This is a genomic window from Rhizobium sp. ZPR4 (assembly GCF_040215725.1).
GTDB lineage: Bacteria > Pseudomonadota > Alphaproteobacteria > Rhizobiales > Rhizobiaceae > Rhizobium > Rhizobium rhizogenes_D.
Genome location: NZ_CP157968.1, coordinates 1768931 through 1795107, shown reverse-complemented (window position 1 = coordinate 1795107; position 26177 = coordinate 1768931). Strand labels below are relative to the sequence as shown.

23 protein-coding genes are annotated in these 26177 nt (G+C 59.6%); 12 read left to right on the top strand and 11 right to left on the bottom strand.

Annotation, left to right across the window (positions count from 1 at the left end; all coding sequences use genetic code 11):
- Positions 1–2 precede the first annotated feature (2 nt).
- The 4 genes from ABOK31_RS27760 to ABOK31_RS27745 all read right to left on the bottom strand — a co-directional run bounded on the left by ABOK31_RS27760 (position 3) and on the right by ABOK31_RS27745 (position 2911).
- The gene (locus ABOK31_RS27760; protein ID WP_349960048.1) at positions 3–419 is read right to left on the bottom strand and encodes a cupin domain-containing protein; all 417 of its coding nucleotides are present in this window, start codon (positions 417–419) and stop codon (positions 3–5) included.
- 59 nt (positions 420–478) lie between these two features.
- Complete coding sequence (locus ABOK31_RS27755) at positions 479–1231, bottom strand: SDR family oxidoreductase (RefSeq protein WP_349960047.1); 753 nt, start codon at positions 1229–1231, stop codon at positions 479–481.
- Positions 1232–1381: 150 nt separating this feature from the next.
- Positions 1382–2299 (bottom strand): MBL fold metallo-hydrolase, encoded by a 918-nt coding sequence (locus tag ABOK31_RS27750; protein WP_349960045.1) that lies wholly within the window; start codon positions 2297–2299, stop codon positions 1382–1384.
- 132 nt (positions 2300–2431) lie between these two features.
- Positions 2432–2911, bottom strand: a complete 480-nt coding sequence (locus ABOK31_RS27745; protein ID WP_174171885.1) for a carboxymuconolactone decarboxylase family protein — start codon at positions 2909–2911, stop codon at positions 2432–2434.
- 127 nt (positions 2912–3038) lie between these two features.
- Between ABOK31_RS27745 and ABOK31_RS27740 the strand changes: the two genes are divergently transcribed.
- The 11 genes from ABOK31_RS27740 (at position 3039) to ABOK31_RS27690 (ending at position 15462) form a co-directional block, all read left to right on the top strand.
- Positions 3039–3950 carry a LysR family transcriptional regulator gene (locus tag ABOK31_RS27740; protein WP_349960043.1) on the top strand — a complete coding sequence of 304 codons (912 nt, stop codon included), beginning with the start codon at positions 3039–3041 and terminating at the stop codon, positions 3948–3950.
- Between the two features lie 541 nt (positions 3951–4491).
- Complete coding sequence (locus ABOK31_RS27735; RefSeq protein ID WP_349960041.1) at positions 4492–5277, top strand: GntR family transcriptional regulator; 786 nt, start codon at positions 4492–4494, stop codon at positions 5275–5277.
- A complete protein-coding gene (locus ABOK31_RS27730) occupies positions 5278–6777 on the top strand; it encodes an ABC transporter substrate-binding protein (protein WP_349960039.1) in 1500 nt (499 codons plus the stop codon).
- Positions 6778–6857: 80 nt separating this feature from the next.
- The gene (locus ABOK31_RS27725; protein WP_174171881.1) at positions 6858–7787 is read left to right on the top strand and encodes an ABC transporter permease; all 930 of its coding nucleotides are present in this window, start codon (positions 6858–6860) and stop codon (positions 7785–7787) included.
- On the top strand, positions 7784–8641 hold the full coding sequence (locus ABOK31_RS27720) for an ABC transporter permease (protein WP_174171880.1): 858 nt from the start codon (positions 7784–7786) through the stop codon (positions 8639–8641). Before ABOK31_RS27725 ends, ABOK31_RS27720 begins: the two co-directional genes overlap by 4 nt.
- A gap of 1 nt (position 8642) precedes the next feature.
- Entirely contained in the window at positions 8643–9431 is a 789-nt protein-coding gene (locus ABOK31_RS27715) for a glucose 1-dehydrogenase (RefSeq protein ID WP_349960036.1), read from the top strand.
- Positions 9432–9453: 22 nt separating this feature from the next.
- Entirely contained in the window at positions 9454–10374 is a 921-nt protein-coding gene (locus tag ABOK31_RS27710) for a polysaccharide deacetylase (protein ID WP_349960034.1), read from the top strand.
- Positions 10371–11912 (top strand): gamma-glutamyltransferase, encoded by a 1542-nt coding sequence (locus tag ABOK31_RS27705; protein WP_349960032.1) that lies wholly within the window; start codon positions 10371–10373, stop codon positions 11910–11912. The genes ABOK31_RS27710 and ABOK31_RS27705 overlap by 4 nt, the downstream gene beginning before the upstream one ends.
- The gene (locus ABOK31_RS27700; protein WP_349960030.1) at positions 11912–12886 is read left to right on the top strand and encodes an ABC transporter ATP-binding protein; all 975 of its coding nucleotides are present in this window, start codon (positions 11912–11914) and stop codon (positions 12884–12886) included. Before ABOK31_RS27705 ends, ABOK31_RS27700 begins: the two co-directional genes overlap by 1 nt.
- On the top strand, positions 12883–13884 hold the full coding sequence (locus tag ABOK31_RS27695) for an oligopeptide/dipeptide ABC transporter ATP-binding protein (RefSeq protein ID WP_349960029.1): 1002 nt from the start codon (positions 12883–12885) through the stop codon (positions 13882–13884). Before ABOK31_RS27700 ends, ABOK31_RS27695 begins: the two co-directional genes overlap by 4 nt.
- A 75-nt stretch (positions 13885–13959) precedes the next feature.
- Positions 13960–15462: an ABC transporter substrate-binding protein gene (locus ABOK31_RS27690; protein ID WP_349960027.1), complete on the top strand. Its 1503-nt coding sequence runs from the start codon at positions 13960–13962 to the stop codon at positions 15460–15462.
- A gap of 312 nt (positions 15463–15774) precedes the next feature.
- On the opposite strand, the gene ABOK31_RS27685 is transcribed toward ABOK31_RS27690, so the two are convergent.
- From ABOK31_RS27685 to ABOK31_RS27655, 7 genes are all read right to left on the bottom strand, one after another.
- The gene (locus tag ABOK31_RS27685; RefSeq protein WP_349960026.1) at positions 15775–17100 is read right to left on the bottom strand and encodes an NtaA/DmoA family FMN-dependent monooxygenase; all 1326 of its coding nucleotides are present in this window, start codon (positions 17098–17100) and stop codon (positions 15775–15777) included.
- Positions 17101–17161: 61 nt separating this feature from the next.
- Positions 17162–18826 (bottom strand): ABC transporter ATP-binding protein, encoded by a 1665-nt coding sequence (locus ABOK31_RS27680; RefSeq protein ID WP_349960025.1) that lies wholly within the window; start codon positions 18824–18826, stop codon positions 17162–17164.
- A complete protein-coding gene (locus tag ABOK31_RS27675; protein WP_350019291.1) occupies positions 18823–19692 on the bottom strand; it encodes an ABC transporter permease in 870 nt (289 codons plus the stop codon). Before ABOK31_RS27675 ends, ABOK31_RS27680 begins: the two co-directional genes overlap by 4 nt.
- The gene (locus tag ABOK31_RS27670; protein ID WP_349960024.1) at positions 19689–20705 is read right to left on the bottom strand and encodes an ABC transporter permease; all 1017 of its coding nucleotides are present in this window, start codon (positions 20703–20705) and stop codon (positions 19689–19691) included. The genes ABOK31_RS27675 and ABOK31_RS27670 overlap by 4 nt, the downstream gene beginning before the upstream one ends.
- Positions 20706–20762: 57 nt before the next feature.
- Positions 20763–22385: an ABC transporter substrate-binding protein gene (locus ABOK31_RS27665; RefSeq protein WP_349960023.1), complete on the bottom strand. Its 1623-nt coding sequence runs from the start codon at positions 22383–22385 to the stop codon at positions 20763–20765.
- Between the two features lie 41 nt (positions 22386–22426).
- A complete protein-coding gene (locus tag ABOK31_RS27660; protein ID WP_349960021.1) occupies positions 22427–24064 on the bottom strand; it encodes an ABC transporter substrate-binding protein in 1638 nt (545 codons plus the stop codon).
- Between the two features lie 37 nt (positions 24065–24101).
- Complete coding sequence (locus ABOK31_RS27655; protein WP_349960019.1) at positions 24102–25103, bottom strand: LLM class flavin-dependent oxidoreductase; 1002 nt, start codon at positions 25101–25103, stop codon at positions 24102–24104.
- A gap of 246 nt (positions 25104–25349) precedes the next feature.
- Between ABOK31_RS27655 and ABOK31_RS27650 the strand changes: the two genes are divergently transcribed.
- On the top strand, positions 25350–25625 hold the full coding sequence (locus ABOK31_RS27650; RefSeq protein ID WP_174171866.1) for a hypothetical protein: 276 nt from the start codon (positions 25350–25352) through the stop codon (positions 25623–25625).
- Positions 25626–26177: the final 552 nt, after the last annotated feature.

The following is a 26177-nucleotide window of genomic DNA, read 5'->3' as shown; positions in this document are numbered from 1 at the left end:
GGCTATTTCTTGAGCGGGAAGGTCTGTTCCTTCTGGCTGGTGTCAACGACGAAGACGGCCAATAGCTTTGCCGGGCTGGTTTTGCTGGCATTCTCGCTGACGCCGTGGCGATCGCCCGGCATTTCGGAAAAATTCTCGCCGGCCTTGAAGACCTTGACCGGGCCATCATTGACCTGGCTGCGGATCGCCCCTGCCAGGACCGTTGCATAAATGAAGGCCGAGTTCGGATGGGTGTGGGCTGAGGAAAAGCCGCCTGGACCATATTCCACCAAGACGCCCCTGATACTCTTGCCGGGAACATTCGGCAGTTCGTGTTCGTAGACAAGCGTGACCTTGGCATCCTTCTCGCCGGTATCGCGGGCAGCGGCTGTGGTGGTCAGCAGCGCGGCCAGGGTAAGGCCGAGGAGAAATTTGATCATGTCGAATTCCTTTCTTGAGAATTGGACGGTGCGGCACGGAGGTGTCACACCGGTTCCAGTCATTTGCGGGCGGAGGTTGCGAACCATTGCTCGAAGGTGATGCGGCCAAGGCGCGGATTGCCGTCGGACACGAGCGAGCCGTCTTCCAGTCTGGCACCGAAATAGCGGGCTTCCGGATCCGCCACGACTTTGCGGGCATCGCCCATCGCCTTGAGATAACGGGCAACCAGTTCGTTCAGCCGGACACGTTCCGGACCGGATATCTCGACGATACCGTTGATTGCGGCCGAGTTGGCAACAACGGCCATGTTGTCGGCCACGTCGTCGGAAGCAATCGGCTGCACATAGGCCGGCGACAGGCGCACCGTATCGCCGACTGTGCCGGACTGGGCGATGCCGCTGAGGAACTCCATGAACTGTGTCGAGTGGACGATCGTGTAGGGAATGCCGGCTTCCCGGATGATCTTCTCCTGAGCGACCTTGGCGCGCATGTAGCCGCTTTCGGGCAAGCGATCGACGCCGATGATGGAAAGGGCGATGTGATGCTTCACGCCGGCCGCTTTTTGCGCTGCCATCAGATTGCGGCCTGACGCCTCGAAGAATTCGAGGACGGCCTTGTCCTCGAAGGACGGCGAGTTCGCAAGGTCGATGACGACGGAGGCGCCAGCCAATGCTTCGGCAAGACCTTCGCCGGTGATCGTGTTGACACCGGTGTTCGGGGCAGCGGCAATGACTTCATGGCCTTGGCTGCGAAGGCGGTCGGCCGTCTTTGAACCGATCAGGCCGGTTCCGCCGATGATGGTGATTTTCATGAATCTCTCCATTCGCGGGCGCGTCATGCGCCGCATTGTTCATTCGTTTCTGTATGATTGGTCGTGGGTCAGGCGGGTCCTGACGACGCCTTGCATCTGTACGGCTGAGCCGTGCGCGGCCCTGTGTGCCGCACGTCGGCCATCAGGCGGTTAGTAGTCCCAGAAGACCGGTACCCAACGAAAGTGGTCGCCGTCGACCGCCACATGGCCGACGGAGGGGAATGGCATATGGGTCGCGACCAGAAGCTCGCCGGTCTCGGCCAGCTCCCGCAAAAGACGAACGCGGACGCGTGCAGCCTCTTCCGGGTCGTGTTCGAAACCGTTGTGCCAGTCGGGATGGTCGAAGCCGACCGCGAACACCGCATCGCCAGCGAACATCAGTCGGTCCTTACCGGATGCCACGCGGACCACGCTGTGCCCGGGCGTGTGGCCGCCGGTTCGAGAGACCACCACGCCCGGCGCCACCTCATATTCATCATCGAATAATCGCAGATGGCTCTCATATTCTTTTCGGAACTGCTTGGCAGCAGCTCGAAGTGCGTCCGGGAACCCAGGAGGCATGGACACATGAGAGAAATCGGGCGCCTCCCAGAATTTGACCTCGGCCGCCGCCACATGGATCTTGAGGTCCGGACGCAGCCGCTCCTTCACTCCGCCGACAAGTAGCCCACCAACGTGGTCCATATGCATGTGGGTCAGTACCACGTCGGTTACCGATCCAAGGTCGATGCCGGCGGCCTCAAGCCGCTTGATCAATTGCCCGGCCCGCGGCAGGTTCAACTCAGGGTCCAATCCCAGGCCGGCGTCGATGAGGATGGTCTGCTTGCCGCTACGCACCACGACCACGTTCAGTGCCCAGTCGAAAGCGTCTGGCGGCAGGAACATGTCGTTCAGCCAGGCCGCGCGCTCAGCTGCGTCAGCATTGTGCCCCAGCATCTTGGTTGGCAGCGGCAGGACCCCGTCGCTGATCACCAGCACCTCAATGTCGCCGATCCGCACCGCGTAGCGCGATGGAACCAACTCGTCAGGGCTTGATTTAACGGGATGAGGAATGTTGTCCAGGTCCATGTTTGTCTCCTGTTGATCGAGATATTGGAACCGATTTGGCCGGCTCCACGGTTGAAACGATTGTCATGAGATGTCTTTGCCGCGGCCATCTGAAGGGCCGCACATCGTTTGCTGAAGCCTTTGGCGAGAGGCTTAGTTGAGGCCGGCCCTGTCGAGACCGTAGGCCTTGTCGGCCGAGCCCGGCACTGTCTTGAAGGCGATGCTGGCACGGTTCCAGGCATTGATGACCATGATCGCGAAGGTGAGGTCGGAGATTTCCTTTTCGGAAAGCTGGCCGCGCACGCGCTCGTAGAGTTCGTCGGGAATGCCGCCTTCATGCAGTTTCGTCACTGCTTCCGTCCAGGCGAGTGCGGCGCGCTCGCGAGGAATGAAGAGATTGGATTCTCGCCAGACGGATATGTGGTAGAGCCGGAGTTCGCTCTCGCCATGGATCTTGGCTTCCTTGACGTGCATGTCCAGGCAGAAGGCGCAGCCGTTGATCTGCGATGCGCGAACGTGAACGAGATCCTGGATCTTCTGTTCGATGGCACTGTCCTTCAGAGCCATGCTGAGTTCCGAGAGTTTTTTAAAGAGTTCCGGGGATTGCTGGGCATAGTTCAAGCGTTGCGTCATGGTTGCCTCCGTTATTAAGGATATAAAATGTCCTTATGGATAAAGGATATCCTTAATAACTGGACAGTAAAGCCTTTCCAGGCTAAGGTTCGAACATAAGGCCTATGCCGAAAAGTATGGGGTGGGGATGGACATCGTATGCGCCTTGCAAACATTCATGCGAGTGGTGGAAACTGGCTCCTTTTCCGCCGCAGCGATTGATCTCAGGCTGACGCAGCCTGCTGTTTCGCGCCAGGTTTCGGCGCTGGAGGCACATCTCAACACCCGCCTTCTCCATCGCACGACGACTGCACTGGCCCTGACGGCGGAGGGTGAGCAGATCATCCCGATGGCGCTCAAGGTCATCGAAGCAGTCGAGGCTCTTAGCGAAACCACATGCCGGGATGGCGGGAGCGCGGCTGGCAAGGTACGACTGGCTCTGCCGACACCGCTCGGGCTTTACATCAGCGACCGGCTCGGAATGCTGCTCGAACGCCATCAGGGACTTTCTGTCGATTTGCTCTTTCGCGAGGAACCGTCCGACCTGGTCGAAGAGGGGATCGATCTCGAGGTGCGGCTGGGAATGGTTGCGGACTGCAGTCTGATGGGCCGCAGAATTGGGTGGACGACGGCCTTTCTCGTTGCCGCGCCCTCCTACCTTCAGCGGCGGGCAGCACCTAAAACGCCCGATGATGTCAGCGCTCATGATTGCATCTGTTATAGCCGTGCCGGAAACGGCCGGGCATGGTCGTTCTCAAATGGCGCTGAGGACGTTAGCGTGCGTATCGCGCCGCGCCTCGTCGCCAGCAATGCGGTTGCCGTCCATCGCGCCGTGCTTGCTGGTAATGGGATTGCCGTGCTTTCCCATATTCTTGTTGGGTCCGACATCGAGGAGGGCAGGCTGGTGAACGTCATGCCCGAATTTCCACCGAGCCGGTTCGCGATCAGCGTCGTCTATCCATCGCGTCGGAACCTGCCATTGCGCATCAGGACAGTTCTCGACTTCCTGATTGAGATAGTTGGTAAGGATCCACTGATGTCGCCCATGTCTTCTCATTGATTGCATCGATGGCACTGGGGTCGCCTAGCCGGCGCGGTGCTCCACCATGGCTGTGAGATTGCCATAGGAGCTGTTTGGGAAGGCGGCATTTCCGGTCGTGGGTAAGCTTTGCTATCCGATCATGTTTCAACCGTACGGAATTATTTCGGTTTTCAGCTGAAGCCTTGATCGAGATGAGGCTTTGAGCCATCAAACTGTGGTCAGCTTGTCCTTATTCCTCCATTTGAGAATGGCAGCTCCGGCTGCACGATGATCCTCGTGTCATTCGGCCGGCAGAAGGCGGGCCTAGCTGAGGAGGACGCCTTTGTGTGTGAATTGAGCGTCCGCCATGGGTCCGTAAACGTCGCGCCGACATATCGGCGCTCCACGGATTATCCCCATTCTTTGCTCGCTTGGTCTTAATCAGCTTTCATACTCCCGACCGTCTCTTGCAATTTCGAACCCGGCAAGCGGCTGGGTGTGCAAAAATTCTCTACAAAAAAGATGAAGAATAGGATATTTGAGACTTCAGTTTTAGAAACTGAGATGTTAGTTTCATAATATGCTAGACCATCAAAGCCCTTTTCTTGCTCAAGGCCCCAGCGATCTCGTGGCGATCGCCGAGGACAGGATTCGCAATGCGATCAAGCTCGGTGAATTTTCTCCGGGGGAGCGGCTCTCCGAACAGGTTCTTTGCGACACCTATCGGTTCGGGCGCGGGGTCGTTCGATCTGCGCTCAGTCGCCTGGCGCACAAGGGTTTCGTTTCAGCCCAGCCAAGAAGTGGGTGGCGGGTTTGCTCGATTACGGCGTTGGGGCTGCGGGAAATTACGCTCGGCCGAGCCCGGTTGGAGCCGCTTCTGGCGGATGTCGATCTCTCCGGTGACGATATTGCCCGGCTGGAAACCTTGTGTGACATGCAGGCGGCGTTGCGCTTGGGCGGCTCGGCTCATGGATCGCAGCTTTCCCTCATTCGGGAATACGAGCGGCAGATCAGGGGTCTGCTCGCCGCGCGTCTCAAGGCGCCGTTGATTGCCGATTGGCTGGATATCCTGTGGCACAGGGCAGACTACTACCTCAACTTTTTCGAGGCATCCTCCGTTCGGCGTCTCGAAGCGGTCGACTGGACCGATTTCGTTGCAGCCAAGAAGGCGCATCGCAACGACGACGCGGCAAAGCTGCTCCTGGCTGCCTGTGATGCCTTTGCCGAATTTACCCAGGCAAGTCTGCTGAAATCGGAGCTTGCTGCGCCCGTGGAGCACAAAGCCAAGCGTCCTTCGGTATCAAGTGATGAAGCCCATATTTCTCGTCCCGTCCGGGAGCGATCGTTTTTGAAAAAGGATTTTTAGATGCGCGCGATAAGAACTCTTGCGATTGCCGTTTCTGTTGCGACGATGATGTCTGTTGCGGGCCACGCCGCAGCAAAGGCAAAGGTCGTGATCGACCTTGTGAGCGAGCCGTCGTCGCTCGACCCGCAGAAGCAATGGAATCCGGACAGCTATTTCGTCTATCGCAACATCTTCGACCAACTGGTCACGCGCGATGACAATGGCAAGATCGTACCGGCGATCGCGACATCCTGGACGTATAAGTCGGACACGGAAGTTGCCTTCACGTTGCGCGATGACGCGACTTTCCACGACGGGCAGAAATTGACGCCTGACGATGTGGCCTTCAGCGTCAACCGCATCGTCGACAAGAAGTTCGCAAGCCCGCAGCTAAGCCAATTCAACAAGATCCTGTCGGCCGCGGTTACTGGCCCACATGAGGTGACCATTCGCACCAACGGACCCTATCCGGTGCTGCTGGCACAGCTCGTCAAACTTTCGATCGTACCGAAGCATGTTGTCGAGGCCGTAGGCGACGATGCCTTCAATTTGTCACCTGTCGGCTCCGGTCCCTACAAATTCGCGAAATGGCAGCGCGGCGTTGCCGTTTCCCTGGTGCGCAACGATGGCTATTGGGGCAGCAAGGGCTATTTTCAAAGTGCCGAATTTCGTGCCGTGCCGGACGCTGCCACCCGCGTCGCCGATCTGAAGGCCGGAAGCGCTGATCTTGCCGTGACGCTCGATCCGGATCTCGCCGCCCAGCTTCAGGGAGCAGGTGGGATCAAGGTGCTGACGGCGGTGACGGAACGCATCGCCTATCTGAAGCTCAATCCATCCATCCCCCCGTTCGACGATGTCAACTTGCGGCGTGCCGTAGCCTATGCCATCGACAAGCAGTCGATCGTCGATGGCCTGCTTGGCGGCTATGACAAGCCCGTCCCGCAATTGGCCTCACCGGACTATGCGGGATATGTTCCGGGTATCGAAGGCCTTCCCTTCGATCCGAAACAGGCACATGAACTCGTGGATAAGGCCGGCAGCGTCGCGACACAACCGATCGCCTTCCTGACCTCGCCGACCTTCGATCAGCGGATCGTCCAGGCGCTCGTACAGCAACTCAATGACGTCGGCTTCAAGGTGAATGTCGAGACGGTGGATTTTGCCACCTATCTGCAGCGCGTTCAGAGCGAAAAAACCAAGCAGCCGGCCATTTCCTTCGGCCGTTGGTCCTGCGCCTGCCAGGATGCGGATGGCATATCCTTCCCGCTGCTGCATAGCAGCAGTTCATTTTCCGCCGTTTCCGACCCGAGCATCGATGCGCTCCTCAACAGCGCGCGAAATACGCTCGACGAGAAAAAGCGGCTTGAGGCCTACAAGGATGTCGCCACGGTCGTTGCAAAGGATGTTCCAATCCTGCCGCTTTATCAGGCAGCCGTTATCTACGGTGCGTCCGACAAGCTTGAATGGAAGCCGACGGCCAATGAGAGCTTCTTCCTCAACAGGGTAAGCTGGCGCGACTAGAGCTCTCTTGACGCGCTTCGTACAGCTTTCCAGCCCAGTTCGTTTGTCGAGGCCCGGATCGTCGGGGAAAGGAAAAGGGGATGGCTGCCTTTATCGCCAGACGCTTGATCCAGGCCTTCATCGCCTTGTTCGGTGTCATAACGCTGGTCTTCTTTTTGCAGCGCCTGACCGGCGATCCGGTGCTGCTGTTGGTGCCGCAAGGTGCCACGCAGGCCGACATCGATGTCATGCGGACTGCTCTTGGCTTCGACAGGCCGCTTTACATCCAGTATTTCCACTTCCTGTCCAGTCTGGTGCAATTCGACCTCGGGCGCTCCTATGTGCAGAACCTGCCGGTGGTCGAGATCATCGCCAGCCGCATTCCCTACACGTTGCAACTTGCGGCCGGCGCCTTGTTGGTTGCCATCGGGTTTGGCGTGCCGATCGGCGTTGTGTTGGCGGTGCGGCGCAAGCGCTGGGAAGCCCGCTGCCTGATAGGTCTGGTGCTGGTCGGGCAATCCATGCCGACATTCTGGACCTCGGTCCTGCTCATCATGTTCTTCGGGGTCTTTCTGCGCTGGCTGCCGCCGTCCGGAGCGAGCGGGCTTCAAAGCCTGCTGATGCCGTCCTTCGCTCTTGGTCTTCTGTCGATGGCGACCTTCGCGCGTGTGACGCGCACCTCCGTTCTCGATGAGCTGAGCAAGGACTATGTTCGCACGGCCCATGCCAAGGGCCTGTCGACTTCCCGCCTGGTCCTCCACCATCTCATGCGCAATGCCGCAGTTCCGATCGTGACGATCTCCGCGCTTGAAATCGCCAATCTGCTGACCGGCGCTATCATCATAGAAACGGTCTTTGCGTGGCCAGGCCTCGGCCAGTTGACCATGCAGGCCATCAGCGCGCGCGATTTCGCGGTGGTCCAGGGCATCGTGCTGATTGGCGCGGCGGTGGCGATCCTGCTCAATCTTGCCGCTGACCTGCTCTACAGCCTCATCGACCCACGCATCCGTCTTGGGGGGAGACCGGCATGATTGCGGCCCTTGCCAAAGCAAACAGGCTGGCCGGAAAGCCGCCGATGACAGTCGTCCTCTCGGTCTTGATCCTGACGATCATTGTCCTTGCGGCCATATTCGCTCCTCTGATTGCTCCTTATGACCCAAATGCACAGAACCTTCTCGGACGCCTGAAGCCGCCAGGCACCGTTATCCGGGCGACGCATTTCCTGTTCGGCTCCGATGAGCTGGGACGTGATACGCTAAGCCGTCTGATATACGGAGCGCGCGTCTCGCTGCTCGTCGCATTCGCTTCGGTATTGCTGTCCGGCATTACCGGCTGCATTTTCGGAATGCTTGCTGCCTTTTATCGCGGTTGGGTCGAAACCGTGATCATGCGTCTCGTCGACATCGTGCTTTCGGTGCCTGCTATTCTGCTTGCCATCATCACCGTGGCAACGCTTGGGCCGGGCCTGCAGAATGTCATCCTTGTTCTGGCGCTTACGCGGTGGCCGCGTTACGCGCGTGTCGCCTACGCCCAGACCCTGATTATCACCAATATGTCCTATCTCCGGCTTTCGCGTGCGATGGGCGCCGGATGGCTACGGGTGCTGCGCTACCATGTCCTGCCGAATATCGCGGGGGCGCTCGTCGTCGTCGCTACCCTCGAATTCGGTCTGATGGTGCTGTTCGAAGCAGGATTGTCCTTCCTCGGTCTTGGCGTTCAGCCGCCGACCGCAAGCTGGGGGGCGATGCTTTCGGTCGGCCGCAACTATGTCGCCAATGCCTGGTGGCTTTCCGTCATGCCGGGGCTGGCGCTTTTCCTTCTTGTTTTGTCCGTCAACGTTCTGGGCGATTTCCTGAGAGATCGCCTCGACCCAAGGAGTGCGTAAAATGGTCGATTTCTCCCAAGATTTCAAAGGCAAGCGTGTGGTGGTGACAGGGGCTGCCGGCATTTTCGGCGGCTGGATCGCGAAGGCGTTCGCCAAGGCTGGGGCCGAGCTTCTCCTTACGGACGCCGATGGTTCGCGCCTTGCTTCTGCAGCGCAGGAGATCGGCGGGGGCCATCTGCAGCATGTGGCGGATCTGACCTCCGATGCCGATATCAAATCGCTCCTTTCCGCCATTGCCGAGCGCTGGGGCTCAGCCGACGTTCTCGTCAACAATGCCGGCATTTATCCGTCGGGTTTCCTGCTCGACCTGACTGCTGAAGACTGGGACCGGATCTTCGATATCAATCTTCGTGCGCCATTCCTGTTGTCCCAGGGCGTTGCCCTTCAGATGATCGACAAGGGCGTAAAGGGCTCGATCGTCAACATTTCTTCCGGCGCCTCGCGCAAGATGCGTAGCACGGTCGTTCCCTATTGTACCTCGAAGACGGCGCTCGACCGCCTGAACAAGGGGCTGGCGCTCGAGCTTGCCGAGTTCGGTATCCGCGTCAACATCGTCGAGCCGGGCTTTGCGCCGGGCAGCGACGTCAGCCACCTTACGCAAGAACATATCGACACCGTCGTCGGCAACATTCCGCTCGGCCGGATTTCGTCGCCGGACGATGCCGCGACCGCTGTCCTCTATCTCGCGTCGGATGCAGCCGCCTATGTCACGGGTGCGACACTGACCGTCGATGGCGGCAATTCGATTGGCTCGCTTGCCGTCTTCCAGGCAAAGAAGAAGCCGCTCTGAGGCTAGGCAGGAGGATAGGAACATGGTCGAGGATCAGGCCCGGTCGACAAAGGGCTTTTCTGCTTTTCCGGCTTACGAGTGGCCGCAGGGAAAGCAGAGTGCCGTCCTTTTGAGTGTCGATGTCGATGCGATCGCTCCTTATCTCTGGGAGCATCGGGACGGTGTTCCGGATCGTCTCGCAAGGCTTGAGATCCGCCGTTTCGGGTTGCGTTCGGGGCTTGGTCGTCTTCTCGATCTGTTCGACCGCTATCGCGTGAAGGCAAGCTTTTATGTGCCAGCCGTGGTCGCGGAATTCGATCCCGATCTGCTTCCGGCTCTTGTTGCTGCCGGTCACGAGATCGGGCTGCACGGCTATTTCCACGAACTGGTTCGTGACATCCGTGAGGATGAGTTCAGTACGGCTCTCGACAATAGCCTCGAACTGTTTGAACGGCAGACGGGACGATTGCCGGTAGGCTTTCGCTCGCCCGCCTGGGAGATGACCCCGCATATGCTGGCTGAGATCAAGGCGCGTGGTCTTGCCTATGACTCCTCGCTGATGGGCTTTGACCATCCCTACGATATCGACGGCGTTGTCGAGATCCCGGTCCAATGGGCCCTGGACGACGCAATCTTTTACAAGTTCGAGGGCAGCGGTAACGAACGCTGGGCGCCGGTTTCCGGTAGTGCCGTGCTGGAGGACTGGCTTGCCGAATGGCGGGCGCTGCACCGGTTAGGAGGCCTCTTCACCCTGACGGTTCATGACTGGATTTCCGGCAGGGCACAGCGCATTGCCACACTCGAAAAGCTGTTGGAAGCTATGACGGTCGAAACCGGCGCCTGGATTGCGACCGGTGCCGAAATTGCCGGCCATCACGCGGCATCCGTAAACTCCGGCCGATTTTCCGTTGCCTCGGCTATTCCCACTGCCATAGGCGCGCGGCGTTTCGGGGCAAGGCCATGAACGAGACCTGGTCGATCGGCAAGCAGGAAACCCGCAGCAAACACGGCCTGGTCGCCTGCCAGAACTGGCTGGCCGCCGAGGCGGGGGCTCGCGTCCTTTCGGCAGGTGGCAATGCCGTCGATGCGGCGGTCGTCACGGCTCTCGTTCTCAGCGTCGTGGAACCATGGCTTTCCGGCATAGGCGGGGGTGGCTTCATGCTGCGGGCCGATGGCGGTTCCGGGGCGGTCGACGTGCTCGATTTCAATGTCATTTCGCCGGCCGCTCTCCGGCCTGACGACTATCCTCTGGTTGCCGGTCGGGACGGGGATTGGTTCGAATGGCCCTCCGTCCAGGGCGACCGCAATCTGCTCGGTTACGGATCGATCTGCGTTCCAGGAGCCGTTGCTGGATTTGCCGAGGCGCTCGATCGCTTCGGCACCATTTCCTGGGCCGATGCCCTGGCGCCGGCGATCGAGCACGCCCATCGCGGTTTGCAGGTCGATTGGTATGCGGCTCTCGCGCTCGCCATTGATGGCCATAACCTCGCGCAATTCAAGGGTGCCGCCGATCTCTTCCTTCGCGATGGCCGCGCGCCGCGTGTACCGGAGGGCGGTCGATCGCTGTTCCTGCCGATGAAGGCCAAGGCCGCATCGCTGGAGAGGCTGGCGCGCGAGGGAGCGCGCGACTTTTACGAGGGTGAGATTGCGGAGCTGCTGGTTGCCGACCTTTCGAAGGGCGGCTCTGCCCTTTCGAAAGCGGACATGCGCGCCTATGCGCCGAAGTGGCTGCAGCCTGCCGTCGGCTCTTACACGGGGCGGCGTGTCCATGCGGTGCCGGGTCTTTCCGGCGGCCCGACCTTGCTTGCGGCGCTCAATGAACTTGAAGAGCTTCCGCGCGATGCCGATCCGCATTCGGGAGCGACGGCTCTTGCCTTTGCACGGGCGTTGCGTCGCGCCAGTGAATATCGTCTCAAGCATATGGGGCATGCCGCAGGCGAAAGCTGTACTAGCCATGTCAGCGTAGTCGATGCAAGTGGAACCATGGTTTCCCTCACCAATACGCTTCTGTCCCGCTTCGGTTCGAAGGTCGTGGTGCCGGAGTTGGGATTTGCTCTCAACAATGGCCTGATGTGGTTCGATCCAAGGCCGGGGCATCCGAATTCGATTGCTCCCGCCAAGCAGCCGCTTGCCAATATGTGCCCGATCATTGCGACGCGTGACGGTCTGCCGGAGCTGGCTCTTGGCGCAGCGGGAGGAAGACAGATCGTACCGGCGGTCGCGCAAATCCTGTCCTACGTCCTGGCTTTCGGCATGTCGTTGGAGAAGGCGCTCTTCAGTCCGCGCATCGATGCCAGCGGCACGACGATCAGGGTGAGCCGAACGGCCGGGGCTGAGGTGGCTGCGTCGGTTGCCGCCGACTTCGACGTTCAAGTGATCGATGACACACTCTATCCTGTCAATTTTGCCGTACCGTCCGCCGTGATGCGACGCGATGGCGTTAGTACCGGCATGGTTCATCCGCGCAATCCATGGGCGGCCGTCCGCGAGGCGACTATCTGATGACGGCACCGGTCTTGAGCGTCGACATGCTGCGGGTGTCCATCGGCGATAAGGCCGTGGTCGATGGCGTCAGCCTGTCGGTCAATGCCGGCGAGATCGTAAGCATCGTCGGCGAGTCGGGATGCGGCAAATCGATGACGGCCTTCGCCGTCATGGGGCTTCTTCCAGCTGCAGCGACCATGGTCGGCGGCTCGGTGCAACTGAACGGACGCAATCTTTCCCGCCTCGACAGGAGGGAGCTGATGCGGCTGCGCGGCAGCGAGCTCGCAATGATCTTTCAAGAGCCCGTCGCATCCCTCAACCCGCTGATGCCGGTCGGCCGCCAGATCGCCGAAAGTCTCATCGTTCATCGCAAGCTAGGCCGCCGTCAGGCATGGGATCAGGCGATCGATATGCTCGCAGATGTCGGCATCCCCGAGGCGGCAATGCGCGCATGGCAATATCCGTTCGAACTGTCTGGCGGCATGTGCCAGCGCGTCATGATTGCCATGGCTTTGATCACAAGGCCGCGCCTGTTGATCGCCGATGAGCCGACGACGGCACTCGATGTTACCATTCAGGCACAGATCCTCGATTTGATGAAACGACTGCGCGATGAAACCGGAACCGCGATCCTGATGATTACCCATGACATGGGTGTCGTTGCCGATATCGCCGACCAGGTCGCCGTGATGTATGGCGGCCGAATTGTCGAAGTTGGCGATGTCGATGCGATCTTCAGGGAACAGAGGCATCCCTATACGAGATTGCTGCTGTCAACCATTCCGCGCCTGGATGGCAGCGATGCCGGGCAGCTTTTGCCGACGATCAAGGGGATGGTGCCCGATGCAGGCGCATGGCCGGCTGGATGCCGGTTCTCGACGCGCTGCCCGCTCGCGGATGAAGACTGTCGCCAGGTGCCGCGGCTTGAGCCGATGGCGTCGAGCCGTAGTGCTGCCTGCTGGCACCAGGATCGTGTCGGGAGCCTGATATGACGCCGCCGCTGCTCTCGATTCGCGATCTGCATGTGCATTTTCCCATCCGTCGCGGCTTCTTTGGGCATTCGGCAGGATTGCTGAAGGCCGTCGATGGTGTCGATCTGGATATCGAAGCTGGACAGAGCCTGGCGCTTGTCGGTGAATCGGGGTCTGGCAAGTCGACGCTCGGCGCGGCTGTCGTCGGGATGCAGAAGGCAAGCTCGGGGCGAATTTTCTTTGAGGGTAGCGATCTTGCAGCCAAAGGCACGGATCGTTCCGCTGCACGGCTGCGGGATATTCAGATCGTGTTTCAGGACCCGGTCTCAGCACTCAATCCGCGAATGGATATTGGTGACAGCATTGCCGAGCCGCTTGCCATTCATGGTGTCGGAACCGCGCTGGAGCGGCGTCGACGCGTCGCAGAGCTCCTGGAACTGGTCGGGCTCAATCCGGCACATGCCGATCGCAAGCCGAACGCATTTTCCGGCGGCCAGCGCCAGCGCATCGTCATCGCGAGGGCGATTGCACTTCAACCAAAACTGCTGATCCTGGATGAACCGGTCTCCGCACTTGACGTGTCGATCCGTTCGCAAATCCTCAATCTGCTCTTCGAGCTGCAGCGTCAGTTTGGTCTTTCCTATCTGTTCATCTCCCACGACCTATCGGTCGTGCGCCATTTCGCCGACCGGATAGCGGTCATGTATCTCGGCCGCATCGCCGAGGCCGGGGCGACGGCCGACGTTTTTGCGCGACCTGCGCATCCCTACACCGAGGCTTTGCTCAGCGCGGTGCCGTTGCCCGATCCCGTCGCCCAGCGTCAGCGGCAGCGTATCCTGCTCGAAGGCGACTTGCCGAGCCCGGCCAATCCGCCGGCCGGTTGCCGCTTCTCGACGCGATGTCCGATTGCGGCGACCATTTGCCGGGAACTGTCGCCAGCACTGAACCTCGTGGGACGAGACCATCAAGCCGCCTGTCACCTGCGGGCTCCTACGGTCGAGATCAAGGGCACGACATGATTGCCGCCGGTCTCGCCGCAAGGAGCAGAGATCTGACTATCGTCATCAATGATCGATCATTTGAGGAACCGGAAAATGAAGTGGCATAAACTTCTTGTGTTGGGTGCGGGCATCGGCTTCTCGATGCTGTCCTTCGTGACTGCGGTCCAGGCGGCTGAAAAGCAGCAGATTGTGGTCGATCTCGTCAATGAGCCGTCGACGCTCGATCCGCAATTGCAATGGAATCCTGATAGCTACTTCGTCTATCGCAACATCTTCGACAACCTCGTCACCCGCGACAATGCGGGCAAGATCGTCCCGCAGATCGCCACTGTGTGGAAAAACGTCTCTGATACCGAGATCGCGTTTACGCTTCGCGACGACGTTCACTTCCACGACGGAAGCGTTCTGACGGCCGGCGATGTTGCATTCAGTGTCAACCGCATCATCGATCCGAAATTTGCAAGTCCGCAACGCGCGCAATTCGGCAAGATCCTCAAGGCTGCAGTGACCGGCGATCACGAGGTGACATTGACCTTGAAGACGAGCTCTCCCGCTCTTCTGGCCGCACTGACGAACCTATCCATCGTCCCGCAACACGTCGTTGAAAGGGTCGGGAATGCAGCCTTCAATCTTCAGCCGGTCGGAAGCGGTCCATATAGTTTCGTAAAATGGGATAAGGGCGTTTCGGTAACGCTTGCACGCAATGACAACTATTGGGGGGAGAAGGGGCGATTTGCGACGGCCGTCTTCCGTGCCGTACCCGATGCGTCGACGCGGCTGGCCGACATCCAGTCGGGCACCGTGGATCTGGCAAGGGCGCTGACTTCGGACCAGGCGGCGCAATTGCAGACTTCCCCGAATGCCAAGGCGCTGCCTGTTCTTACCGAGCGGCTTGCCTATATTCGCATCAATCCGAACAAGCCGCCATTCGACAAGCTTGAGCTTCGCCAGGCATTGGCCTATGCGATCGACAAAGATGGCATTACGCAGGGGATCCTTGGCGGACTGGACAAGCCGATCGCCGAGATGGTGACGCCGGCGCATTTCGGCTGGAGCGATACGATCAAGGGGCTGCCTTTCGATCCCGAAAAGGCAAAATCATTGATCGCAGCTGCCGACAAACCGGCCAAATTTCAGCTGACGATCGGCGCCTTTTTTGACCAGAGGGTTGCTGAAGCCATTCAGCAGGAGCTGCAGGATGTCGGGTTCGATGTCGAGATCGCCAATGTCGATACGCCAACCTTTCTGCAATTGATCCAGAAGGGGCCGGCGGATGGTCCCACACTTGCCATCAGTACTTCTTCCTGTGCCTGCCAGGATGCAGACGGGGCTCTCTATTCACTCTTTCATTCCGGCAGCAGCTGGACCATTACTGTCAAGCCTGAGGTCGATGCCCTGCTGGATGAAGCAGCGTCATCGCTGGATGAGAAGACGCGTCTTGCAGACTACGAAAAGGTCGGCAGCTTCATTGCAAGTGAAATACCGACCGTGCCGCTTTACCAGATGGTGTCAATCTATGGGGCGGCCAAAAATCTCGACTTCCAGCCAACGCCGAATGAGAGCTTCTTCCTCAATCGCTTAGGATGGCGGGACTAGCTTGATGGCTCTAGCATTCCAATCGCCCCACAAAAGGTCGAGGGAGTTATCAAGGCACTGGTGGAGGAGACGGGCTGAGCTCGCCTCGTCCACGAGTGCCCTTGCCGCAGCCAAGAGATCGCTGTCCCACGGAGATCGCGGGACAATGCCTGACGAGATGTTCGGAGAGGCCGCCATGATACCGCTCCTGGCGTATCACGCGGCCACTTTACCGGTTTGTTCGAGCGCTGTTTTGGAGACCGCGGTGGACCGTCCGGCATTATTCTCGTCGGGCGGCGCGGATGGTGTGCAGGCTGAGATCAGGCTCGGGAATCAGGCGCGCTTTGCCGAGTTCAACGCGCCGTTTGCTGCCACATAGGGCGGGAGCTCCAGATTCGAGCGGAAATCGTCCCCGACATAATCGGTGTCGATGATCGACCGCCGCCGCAATTCCGGCAGGAGCCCGTGCACCAGCCGATCCTCCTGGTCCGGATTGCCGAAGCCGTGCAGAGATAGAACATCAAGGATTCCGGCCCGAAAACGCTCCTCGATCGCATCTGCGAGCTGTTCGGGCGTGCCGGCCACCGACCAGTGGCCGGTCTCCTGCGCCTGAATGATGAGCTGCCGCAAGGTCAGCCCCTCTCGTGCGTAACGACGGAAGATTTCGACGCGGCCGCGTCGCCTGTTGATGCTGGTAACCTCAGGCAGCAGCGCCTCCGGCAAGGGCTTGTCGAGCGGCAGTTCGGAAAGATCGAGATCGCCGCCGAGCATGTCCGCCAGCTTCAGGCGACCCTGCTCGTAGTCGATCCGCTCGTGTTTTTCCTTCAGGCGCCTGGCGACATCAGCATCTGAATCGCCGATCACCGAGTGGAAGGAGTTCATGATGAAGGGCAGACCTGCCGCGCGTCCGAAACTTCCGGCTCGGCGGCGCAATTCGCTCGCAAAGGCGACTGCATCCTCGAGCTTGGGCTGAGAGGTATAGACCACCTCGGCATATCGTGCGCCGACGGTCACGCCGGCTTCTGACTGGCCCGCCTGAAACTGTACGGGGCGACCCTGTGGCAAAGGCGGTACGTTCAGGGGACCGTCGACCTTGAAGTGCCTGCCGCGATAGTTGATCGGATGGAATTTTGCCGGATCAATGCCAATCGCCCCGGACGCCTTGCGCTCGGCGGCATTGCGTTCATTGGCATCATAGAGCGCATTGACGATTTCGATGAATTCAGCCGCCCGTTCGTAGCGCTCCTCCGGACTTGGCAATCTCTCGCCGAAATTCTCCTCGCCGACAGAGGAAGTCACGGCGTTCCACCCGGCGCGTCCGCCACTTGCATGGTCCAGCGTACCGATCTGACGGGCCAGATTGTAGGGATAGTGGAACGTCGTGGAGACGGTGGCGATCAGACCGATGTCGGAGGTCACCTGGCTCAAGGCGGCAAGCGCGATGATCGGTTCCTGGATGCCGGCGGTTCCGGCAAGCCCCGCCGGGTCGATGTGGAGCAGGTCGGCTGTGAACAGCCCGGTGATCTTTTCCGCTTCCGCCCTGCGGGCGAGTTCGACGGCACGCTTGATACCGGTGACGGGGCTTGCGTCGTTTCCGGCGGAAATGACGCTGCTTGCTCCGGTCAATGTCTTCAGGCGTCGGGGACGATTGTGGGTCATAGCGAATTCCTTGGTCGTTCAAAATCTGGCCGGGTTGCGCCGGCAGCGTGAATTATGCGTTTCAGGGCAGGGCCGGCACCGCTTCAAGGAGCGCGCGGGTATAGCTGTGATGTGGACTGGTGAAGACATCCTCCACGGCGCCTGCTTCGACGATCCGTCCCTCCTTCATTACGAGAACACGGTCTGTCAGATGATGGACGACGCCGAGATCGTGGGAGATGAAAAGCAGGGACGTTCCGGATGCGGCCTGAAGTTCCGCCAGAAGATCGAGTACCTGCGCCTGCACCGATACGTCGAGCGCGCTGACCGGCTCGTCGGCCACGAGAAGCCTCGGGCGGGGCGCAAAGGCGCGCGCGATCGCCACACGTTGACGCTGGCCCCCGGAAAGCTCTCGCGGATAGCGCTTCAGGAATGTCTCGCTCAGACGGACCGCGTCCAAGACCTCGAGCACGCGCTCGCGGCGCGCGGCACCGAAGATGCCGGCGCTATCGAGGCTTTCACCGATAATCTTTTCGACTGTATAGCGGGGATCGAACGAACTGAGTGCGTCCTGGGCTATGAACTGCATGCTGGAGCGCCTGGCGCGACGAGCATGTTCGGCCACATTGCTCCAGCCGCCGCCGTCAAGACGGACCGATCCATGATCCGGCTCCACCAGGCCGAGGACGATTTTTGCGACCGTCGTCTTGCCCGAGCCGGATTCGCCGACGATGCCGAGGGCTTCGCCGGCTACGAGATCGAAGGATACGTCATTGACGGCGAAGATGCCGGCCGATCCGCCATAGCGTTTGACGAGATTGCGGGCCGACAGAATGTGGTTGCGGCGATCGATCACTTTTGCGGGCAGGGGCACGCGCTGCTGCGTATTCGACCTGGGAACGGCAGGCACCTGCTCGCCCTCCGCTTTCGTGACGGATGTGGGTGATAGCCGAAACCCTCTGGATGCCGCTGAAGGCACGGCGTCCAGCAATTGCTGGGTATAGGGATGGCGGGGTTTTCCCAGTATCTGTTCGGTCGAACCTTCCTCGACAATCCTGCCGTTGTTCATGACGAGCACGCGATCGGCAAGATGGGAGACGACGGCCAGATCATGGCTGATCAGGAGAAGCGTGTGGCCGGCTTTGCGCCGTTCGAGAAGCAGGTCGAGGATCTGCTTTTGAACCGTTGCATCGAGTGCCGTCGTTGGCTCATCGGCAATCAGCAGCGATGGGTGCCGGGCTATGGCCGTGGCGATGAGGGTGCGCTGGCGCAAACCGCCCGAAAGCTGGTGCGGATATTGCGGCAGTCGTCGCTCCGGATCGGGGATACCGACCGATTGCAGCAGCAGGCGGCTGTCTTCGCGCCGATCGGGTCGACGAAAGAGGCGGCGTCCGCCGAAGGCGTCGGACAATTGTTGAGAAATCCGCCTCAGCGGGTCGAGGGAGACGAGCGCATCCTGGAGGACGAAGCCGATCTTTTCGCCGCGAAGACGCCGCCATTGTCTTTCGTCGAAGTCGCGAACGTCGGTTCCGTCGATATCGAAGCGGTCAGTATGAACGGCTGCATTCAGGCCGGCAAGACCGATGATCGAGCGCGCCGTCACCGATTTACCGGAGCCGGATTCTCCGACAAGTGCGACCGCTTCGCCCTTGTCGATCGTCAGATCGATGCCGTGGACCACCCTGTTGTCGCGACCATCCCGGGGAAACCCGATCGTCAGATTACGAATGTCGAGTACCGGGGTCACGATGGCCTCCTGCCTTCAAACGCAAGCTGCCAGCGTCTTCCAAGCACACTTATGGAGATAACCGTCAGTGTGATTGCGAGGCCGGGCCAGACACCGATCCACCAGGCGACCCGGAGATAATTGCGTGCCTCCGCCAGCATCGCGCCCCATTCCGGGGCAGGGGGTTGCGGTCCCATACCAAGAAAGCTCAGGCCCGCAGCCTGTATGATGGTCGTGCCGAGGCCGATCGTCGCCAGGATAGGCACCTGTGCCAGGGCGTGGGGCAAAATATGGCGCGCGACCAGCACGCTGCGTCTCAGTCCGAATGTCCTTGCCTGTTCGACATAGCCGCTCTTGGCGATCACAAAGGTCTGTGCGCGCACGACCCTGGCAAAGCGTGGCACGGACGCGACACCAAGCGCGAAGATGAGATTGACTGTGCCAGGTCCGGTAAAGGAGATCAGCACGAGCGCCAGAAGCAGGTCCGGAAATGATGAAATCACGTCTAGAAAGCGCGAGATGGCCTCATCGACGAGACCGCGGGCGAGACCCGACAAAAGGCCGAGAAAGGCCCCGACGATCGCGGCGATCGCAACCGCGCTGACACCGATGAGGATGGAGTAACGAGCGCCGTAAACAACCCGCGAGAAGACATCCCTCCCGAGATGATCCGTACCGAACCAATGTTCCGTCGATGGCGGCAACTGCGCCTGCAATGGATCGGCGGCAATCGGATTGGCAGCTGTGAGAACTTGCGGCCAGATGGTTGCGATCGCTACCAGCAGCAGGAAAATCGCAGAAAGGATAAACCCTGGACTTGCAAACCGGACGTGCAGCCTCAGCTGGCGCCGATCTGCTTCCCGCTCTGAAGAGGAGGAGACGCTCAATGGCCCGCCTCCGTATTCTGATTGCGCAGGCGGGGATCGAGCAGCAGATACAGCACGTCGACCAATGTGCTGAGGACGACATAGATGAAGGCTGACAGGATGGCGACCGCAAGCACGACGGGCAGATCGTGCGCCAGCACGGCGTCGACCGTAATCCGCCCCAGCCCGGGTCTGCCAAATACCGCTTCGGTGATGACGGCGCCGGACAGCAGATTGCCGACCAGCCAGCCGGCAAGCGTCACGGCGGGAAGTGCGGCGTGCCGCAGGCCGTGCCGCAGCCTTAGCACGAAGTCATTTACGCCCCAGCTCTTGACTGTCAGCATGAAGGGTTCTTCCAAGGCCCGTTCGAGCCCCTCGCGCAGCACCTGTCCGATGACGGCGCCGAGCGACAGGCCAAGCGACAAGGCCGGCAAGACGAGCGCTGAAAATGTCCGATCGCCTGCGACGGGGAAGAGTTTCAAGGTGAAGGAGAATATGAACAAAAGCACGATGCCGAGCCAGAAGGACGGCGTCGAGATGAGGATAAGTTCGAGGCCACCGGCGATGCTGCGGGGCAGGCGCTTGCCGGCGGTCAACAGGGCGCTGGCAACAGCAAAGACCACGGCGACGACGAGGGCGGCCGCAGTCAGCTTCAACGTCGGCAGCATCTGCGACAAGACCAGGCCTGAAACATCCGTCTGCAGGATATAGGATCGCCCGAAATCGCCATGCAGAACACGTTGAAGATAGGCCAGATATTGCGCCAGTAGCGGCTTGTCCAATCCCCATTCAAGGCGGATGGCCGCCTCCACCTCCGACGTGCGCAATTGCTCGCCGATCAAGAGGCTGACGATATCGCCAGGGGCCAGATGAATGCTGATGAAGCTTAATGTTATCGCGGCCCATAGGACCGCGATGGCGGATCCAATCCGCATCAGGATCTGTGATGCCAGGCTGTTGCGCTTCAGCCGGCGTTTGCGCGAAAGCCAAGCCGAAGGGTTTTCGTCGAAGGCCGTCGTATTGTCAGCAGTCATGATCGGTCACTCCTTCACCGTCCCCGGCTGTTGCCGGGGACGCGTTGACGATACGGTTCACTCGCTGCGCCAGATGTCGTAGGCGCTCTCCGGCAATTGCTTGAAGGGCCGGAAGCTGATGCCCTTCACATAGCTTGCCGCTGCCACCTGGTCCTCAGGCTCGTAGAGCGGCAGGGCATAGGCCTGATCGAGAATGGCGAAGCGCTGCAGCTTCGAATAGAGATCGAAGCGCTTCTTCTGGTCCAGCGTCGAGGCGGCCTCGTTCAGCCACTGCGACAGCTCGGGCGCAAAGGCGCGGCTGTAGTTGATGCTGCCACCCCTATCGAGAGGCAGGTAGTGATACTCTATGTCGATCGCATCCGTCGGCGTATTGGAATTGGCGATCGAGCCGAACTGGCCGGTCTTGCGCCGATCGGTGTAGGTGCCGGCATCCACGAAAACGATCTTGAGATCGATGCCGGCATTCTGGCGCGCCTGCGCCTGCAGGGCCTGCAGTAAGACGTCACGCTGATCGCGCACCGTCGCCTGTGCCTGGATGACCTCGATGGTCAGTCGCTTGCCATCCTTTGTCCTGAAGCCGTCGGCATCCCGCGCGGTCCAGCCGGCCTCGTCAAGAAGCGTATTTGCGACTTTGGGATCTGGCCTATATGCCGCCTCGATGCTCTTGTCGTAGAATTGCGGATCGATCGGCGATGTGATGCCCCATGCGCGCGTGCGTTCTCCGCGATAGACGGCTTTCAACACCGCATCGACATCGATTGCTGATATCAGGGCCTTGCGCACATTGAGATCCTGAGTCGGCCCCCAGGTGACATTGAGGAACAATGAATAGGGTGTGCCCGTATTGAGAGCCGTCTGATAGCTGAAGTCTGGATTGTCCTTGAAAAGGCTGGCGTCGTTGCCGGCGATCCCTTCGATCACGTCGACCTGGCCGGAGGAGAGCGCCCCGGTCCGGACCGAGGATTCGGACAGGAAGCGGTAGGTCACCTCATCCAGATAGGCTGGCCCCTGGTGAGTTGATGTCTTGGGTGACCAATTGTAGGCCGGATTCTTGACGAACTGGATATCCTGCCCCTTGGCATAGCGCTTCAGGATGAACGGGCCGGTCCCTGCGATCTCCGGTCCGCCGGATTTCAGCTGCGTCGAATTGAAGGCTGCGGGCGAAAGGATCTCCAGGCTCGTGGCATAATCGAGAAAGGGGGCATAGACCTGGTTCAACGTGAAGGAGACGGTATGGTCGTCCAGCGCCTTTGCTTCGACAATGCGCGAGACCGGTCCAGCGCTCACGCTACCGCTATAGGCGGCATCCTTGAGCCTGGTGAAATTGGTGATGACCGCCTGCGCATCGAGCTTCTGCCCATCGGTGAAGCTGACATCTTCACGAAGCTTGAACGTGTAGGTCTTGCCGTCGTCGGAGATCTTGTATTCGGTCGCAAGCCAAGGAACGTAGCCGCCATCGGCGCTGCGGGCCAGCAGCGACTCGTAGGCGTTTCGCAACAGCAGCTTGGTTTTATCCTGCCCGTTGAGCTGCGGATTGAGCGTGGCCGGTTCCGTCTCAACGCCCCATGTCAACTTGCCGCCGCTGACGGGCGTGCCGTCCGCCGCCATTGCAAGGCCCGACAGCATGGAGGTTGCAAGCATGGCTGCGAAGAGGCTAAGAAAATGTCTGCGAATAATCATTTATCGATATCTCCTTTTGAAAAATCTTTGAGAACCCAAACTCAGGCCTGTTGCTGGAGCCAGACGTCGTAGGCGTTTTCAGGTAGGCGCTTGAACGGGCGAAAGCCGACGCCCTTGACTGAGGCCGACGCGGCGATTTGGTCGTCCGGAACATAAAGCGGCAGGCCGAGCGCCTGTTCGCGGAGTGCGAAACGCTGCAGCGCCGAATAGATCCCGAAGCGCTTCTTGACGTCGAGCGTAGAGGCGGCCTCGGCAAGCCAGGCGGATATTTCAGGCGCCACGGTGCGGCTGTAGTTGATCGATCCGCCCTTCTCGCGCGGTAGATAGTGAAAATAGAGCGTGAGGCCGTTTTCCTGCGTCGTGGTCGAGTTTGGAATGATGCCGTATTGGCCGTCATTCTGCCTGTTGGCATAAGTTCCGGCGTCGACATAGCGCAAGGCGACATCGATGCCCGCATTCTGTCTGGCCTGGGCCTGGACCGCCTCGAGAAGAACGTCGCGCTGATCGCGCAAGGTCGCCTGCGACTGGACAATCTCGATTGTCAGTCGCTTGCCCTCCTTCGTCCGGACGCCATCGCCGTCCCTGCTCGTCCAGCCGGACTCGTCGAGCAATCTGTTGGCAAGATCGACGTCGAAGCCGTAGCTGCCCTCGATGCTCTTGTCGTAGAAATCGGTGTCGGCTGGTGTCAGGACACCCCATGCCCGCTTGCGCTCGCCACGGTAGACGGACTGAATGATCCGTTCGACATCGATCGCAGCTAAGAACGCCCTGCGTATCTTGACGTCGCTCGTTGGCGCATTGGCGACATTCAGGTAGAGCGTATAGGGCGTGCCGGTATTCAGTGCGCTTTGATAGGTGAAATCGGGATTATCCCGGAAAAGCGCGGCGTCATTGCCCGAAATGCCCTCGATGACATGCACCTGGCCTGAGCTCAGCGCGCCGGTGCGAACGGCGGATTCAGGCAGGAAACGATAGATCACCTCATCGAGATAGGCTGGCCCCTGGTGACCAGCATTGCCGGGAGCCCAATTATAGGCCGCGTTTCTGACGAAGCGGATTTCCTGACCTTTGACATAGCGATCGAGGATGAAAGGGCCGGTGCCTGCGATTTCAGGCCCACCCGCCTTCAATTGCGGCGAGGAGAATGATTTCGGCGAGATGATCTCGATGCTGGTCGCGCCATCGAGAAACGGCGCATAGACGTCATTGAGCGTGAGCACGACCGTATGAGGATCGCGCGCGACTGCCTCCGAAATATGAGAGACGTGACCGGCGCTGATGCTGCCGGAATAGATCGGCTCCTTCAGTTTCAGGAAGTTTGTGACGACGGCCGCCGCGTCGAATGTCTCTCCGTCGCTGAAGATCACGTCGTCGCGGAGGTTGAAGGTATAGGTCCTGCCATCCTCGGATATCGCATAGTCTTTCGCCAGCCACGGCACATAGCCGCCATCCGCGGAGCGGGCGAGAAGGCATTCGTAGGCGTTGCGCAGAACCAGCTTCGCCTTGGCCTGGCCGTTCAGATGCGGGTTGAGCGTCGTCGGCTCCGTTTCGACACCCCAGCTCAGGGATCCGCCGGGCGCAGGCTTGTCATCCGCCAGCGTTTCGCTCGCTCGCAGTCCGGTGGACAGAGACAGAGCAGCAATCGCTGAACTCTTCAGGAAATCTCTTCTGGTTACCACGCTATTCTTTCCCATGTCATTTTGGACTGGTTTCCAATCAGGCAGCGGCGGCCTTGCGCGCGCCGGCCAGCAATTCGATGGTGCCAAGGCGGTGCGCACCTTCGGAAACCGGGCAGTCGATCACAAATTCTTCGATGCCGAATTCCTTGTGCAGGCGCTGAAGCTCCAGATGGACGTCGGCCGGTGTTCCGCGAATGACGCGCGGGCTTCTCTCTTCGATCCGATAGTCGGTCGCGCCTGCCTGGCGAACATATTCGAGCGCCTGCTCGCGGCTGCCGACATTGACGCTTTGTCCATCCTTGATTTGCAGGTGGAACCGGCGCGTGTCGCCCAGGAGACCGTCGGCAAGAGAGGCTGTTTGCGCCGTGACGATGCTGACAGCGAGCAACGCAGTCTTGCCGCCCGTCTGCCGATAGGCCGACAGCGATTGCGAGATCGCTTCGTCGTCACCATGGATATGACCTGCATAGACAAAACCCCAGCCGAGGCGAGCGGCCAATCTTGCGCTGTCGGGGCTTGCGCCGAGCAGAAAACGGCCGGGCGGCTCGTCAGGTGCTGGAAAGGCTGCTAGGTCCGCTGCTTTGCCTTCTTCGCCCTGTTCATGCCGCAAGAAGCCATCCAGTTCGCTCAACTGCGCTTCGAAGGATGGCTTGCGCGAGGGATCATATGCTTTCTGGAGAGCGCCGGTCGAAAGCGGAAGACCGCCCGGCGCCTTGCCGACCCCAAGGTCGACGCGTCCTGGCGCCAGGGCCGCCAGCAAATTGAAATTCTCGGCAACCTTGTAGGCGCTGTAATGCTGTAGCATCACGCCACCGGAACCGATGCGGATGCGCCGGGTATGTGCCAGCAGGTGGCCGATCAATATTTCGGGGGAGGAGCTTGCGAGTTTTGGAGAATTATGGTGCTCAGCGACCCAGAAACGCCGATAGCCCAATTCTTCGGCTCGTCTGGCGAGCGCCAGGCTGCGCTGCAATGCCTGCGATGCACGCTCGGCGCCATCAATCGGGCTCTTGTCGAGAAAACTCAGGGCGTAAGACATCTGTCCTCATAGGTCGTCGGCAATATCAATTGTTATAATCTATATTTTTAATAGATTATTAGATCGAGCAATGATGTTTTAATCGTCGGCTGCACAATGAAAGATCATGCCGCGCGAAGCCTTCCTGAAATTATGTGTTCAGAGACAGCGAAGCACTTGATGGCATCGAGAGGCTGCGAGGTCACTAGGTTCCTGATGGCAACTTGCCTCTGTAGAACCTTCAGGCGCTCCCCAGGAGGCGTTTCAGTGGCGCATATCATCGTCCGTTGCTCGAAGACTTTCGAAGTCGCGGATGCGCGAGCGGGCGAGGTCAATGATCCCGGTACTCGCGCATTCTTCGAATGCGATTATCTGTCTTTCTCCAGCTTCATTTTCGACACGACAAAACGGATTGCTCAGCTGTCTCCCGCATATGCGGATATCGTGCCCGCCGTTCAATCGGCGAGGCCGGCGCTTGCAGCCGTGCCATCGATGTCCAGCTCGACACCTGCCTGGACCATGGGGCGCTGGAGCGTTCGATGACCTCGGGACTCGAGCAGGCCGTCGGTCGGCATCATCCATTTACCTAAACATTCTGATGATTGTCGGAACCAAAAGCGCACGCCTGCGTAGACTTAGGCGGGGAGCTTCGTTCGGTTGTGGCGAGGAGCGGAGTGCCTTGAACCGCTTCAATACCCAGGAAGGGTAATTTGCTTTCATTCTACGGCGACACGCAGAGTAACTTCGAAAGGGGACCTGATGTCGAGTTACACACCTTTGGTCCTGTTTTTCATCTCTGTGGGGCTGCTGATTTGCATGATTGGTATCGGTTTGGCTTCCCTTATTCAGTAAAAGATATCACAGATGACGCCTCTGGATGAGCGGAAGCTGGTGGTCGGGGCTGAAGAGATTCGAGGGCAACTGAGCGATTAAAGCCGGAATCCAGGATATGTCAGGCGTCACTCGCTGTTAAGTGAATTTCGGCCCGACCGTCGACATCGGATTTTCCTGGAAGCGCCGGAAGCGTGTTATGGATGTTTATGTCAGTATTTCTATTGTGATTTCTATTGTTAGAGAGATGCTTTCCATAGGGGT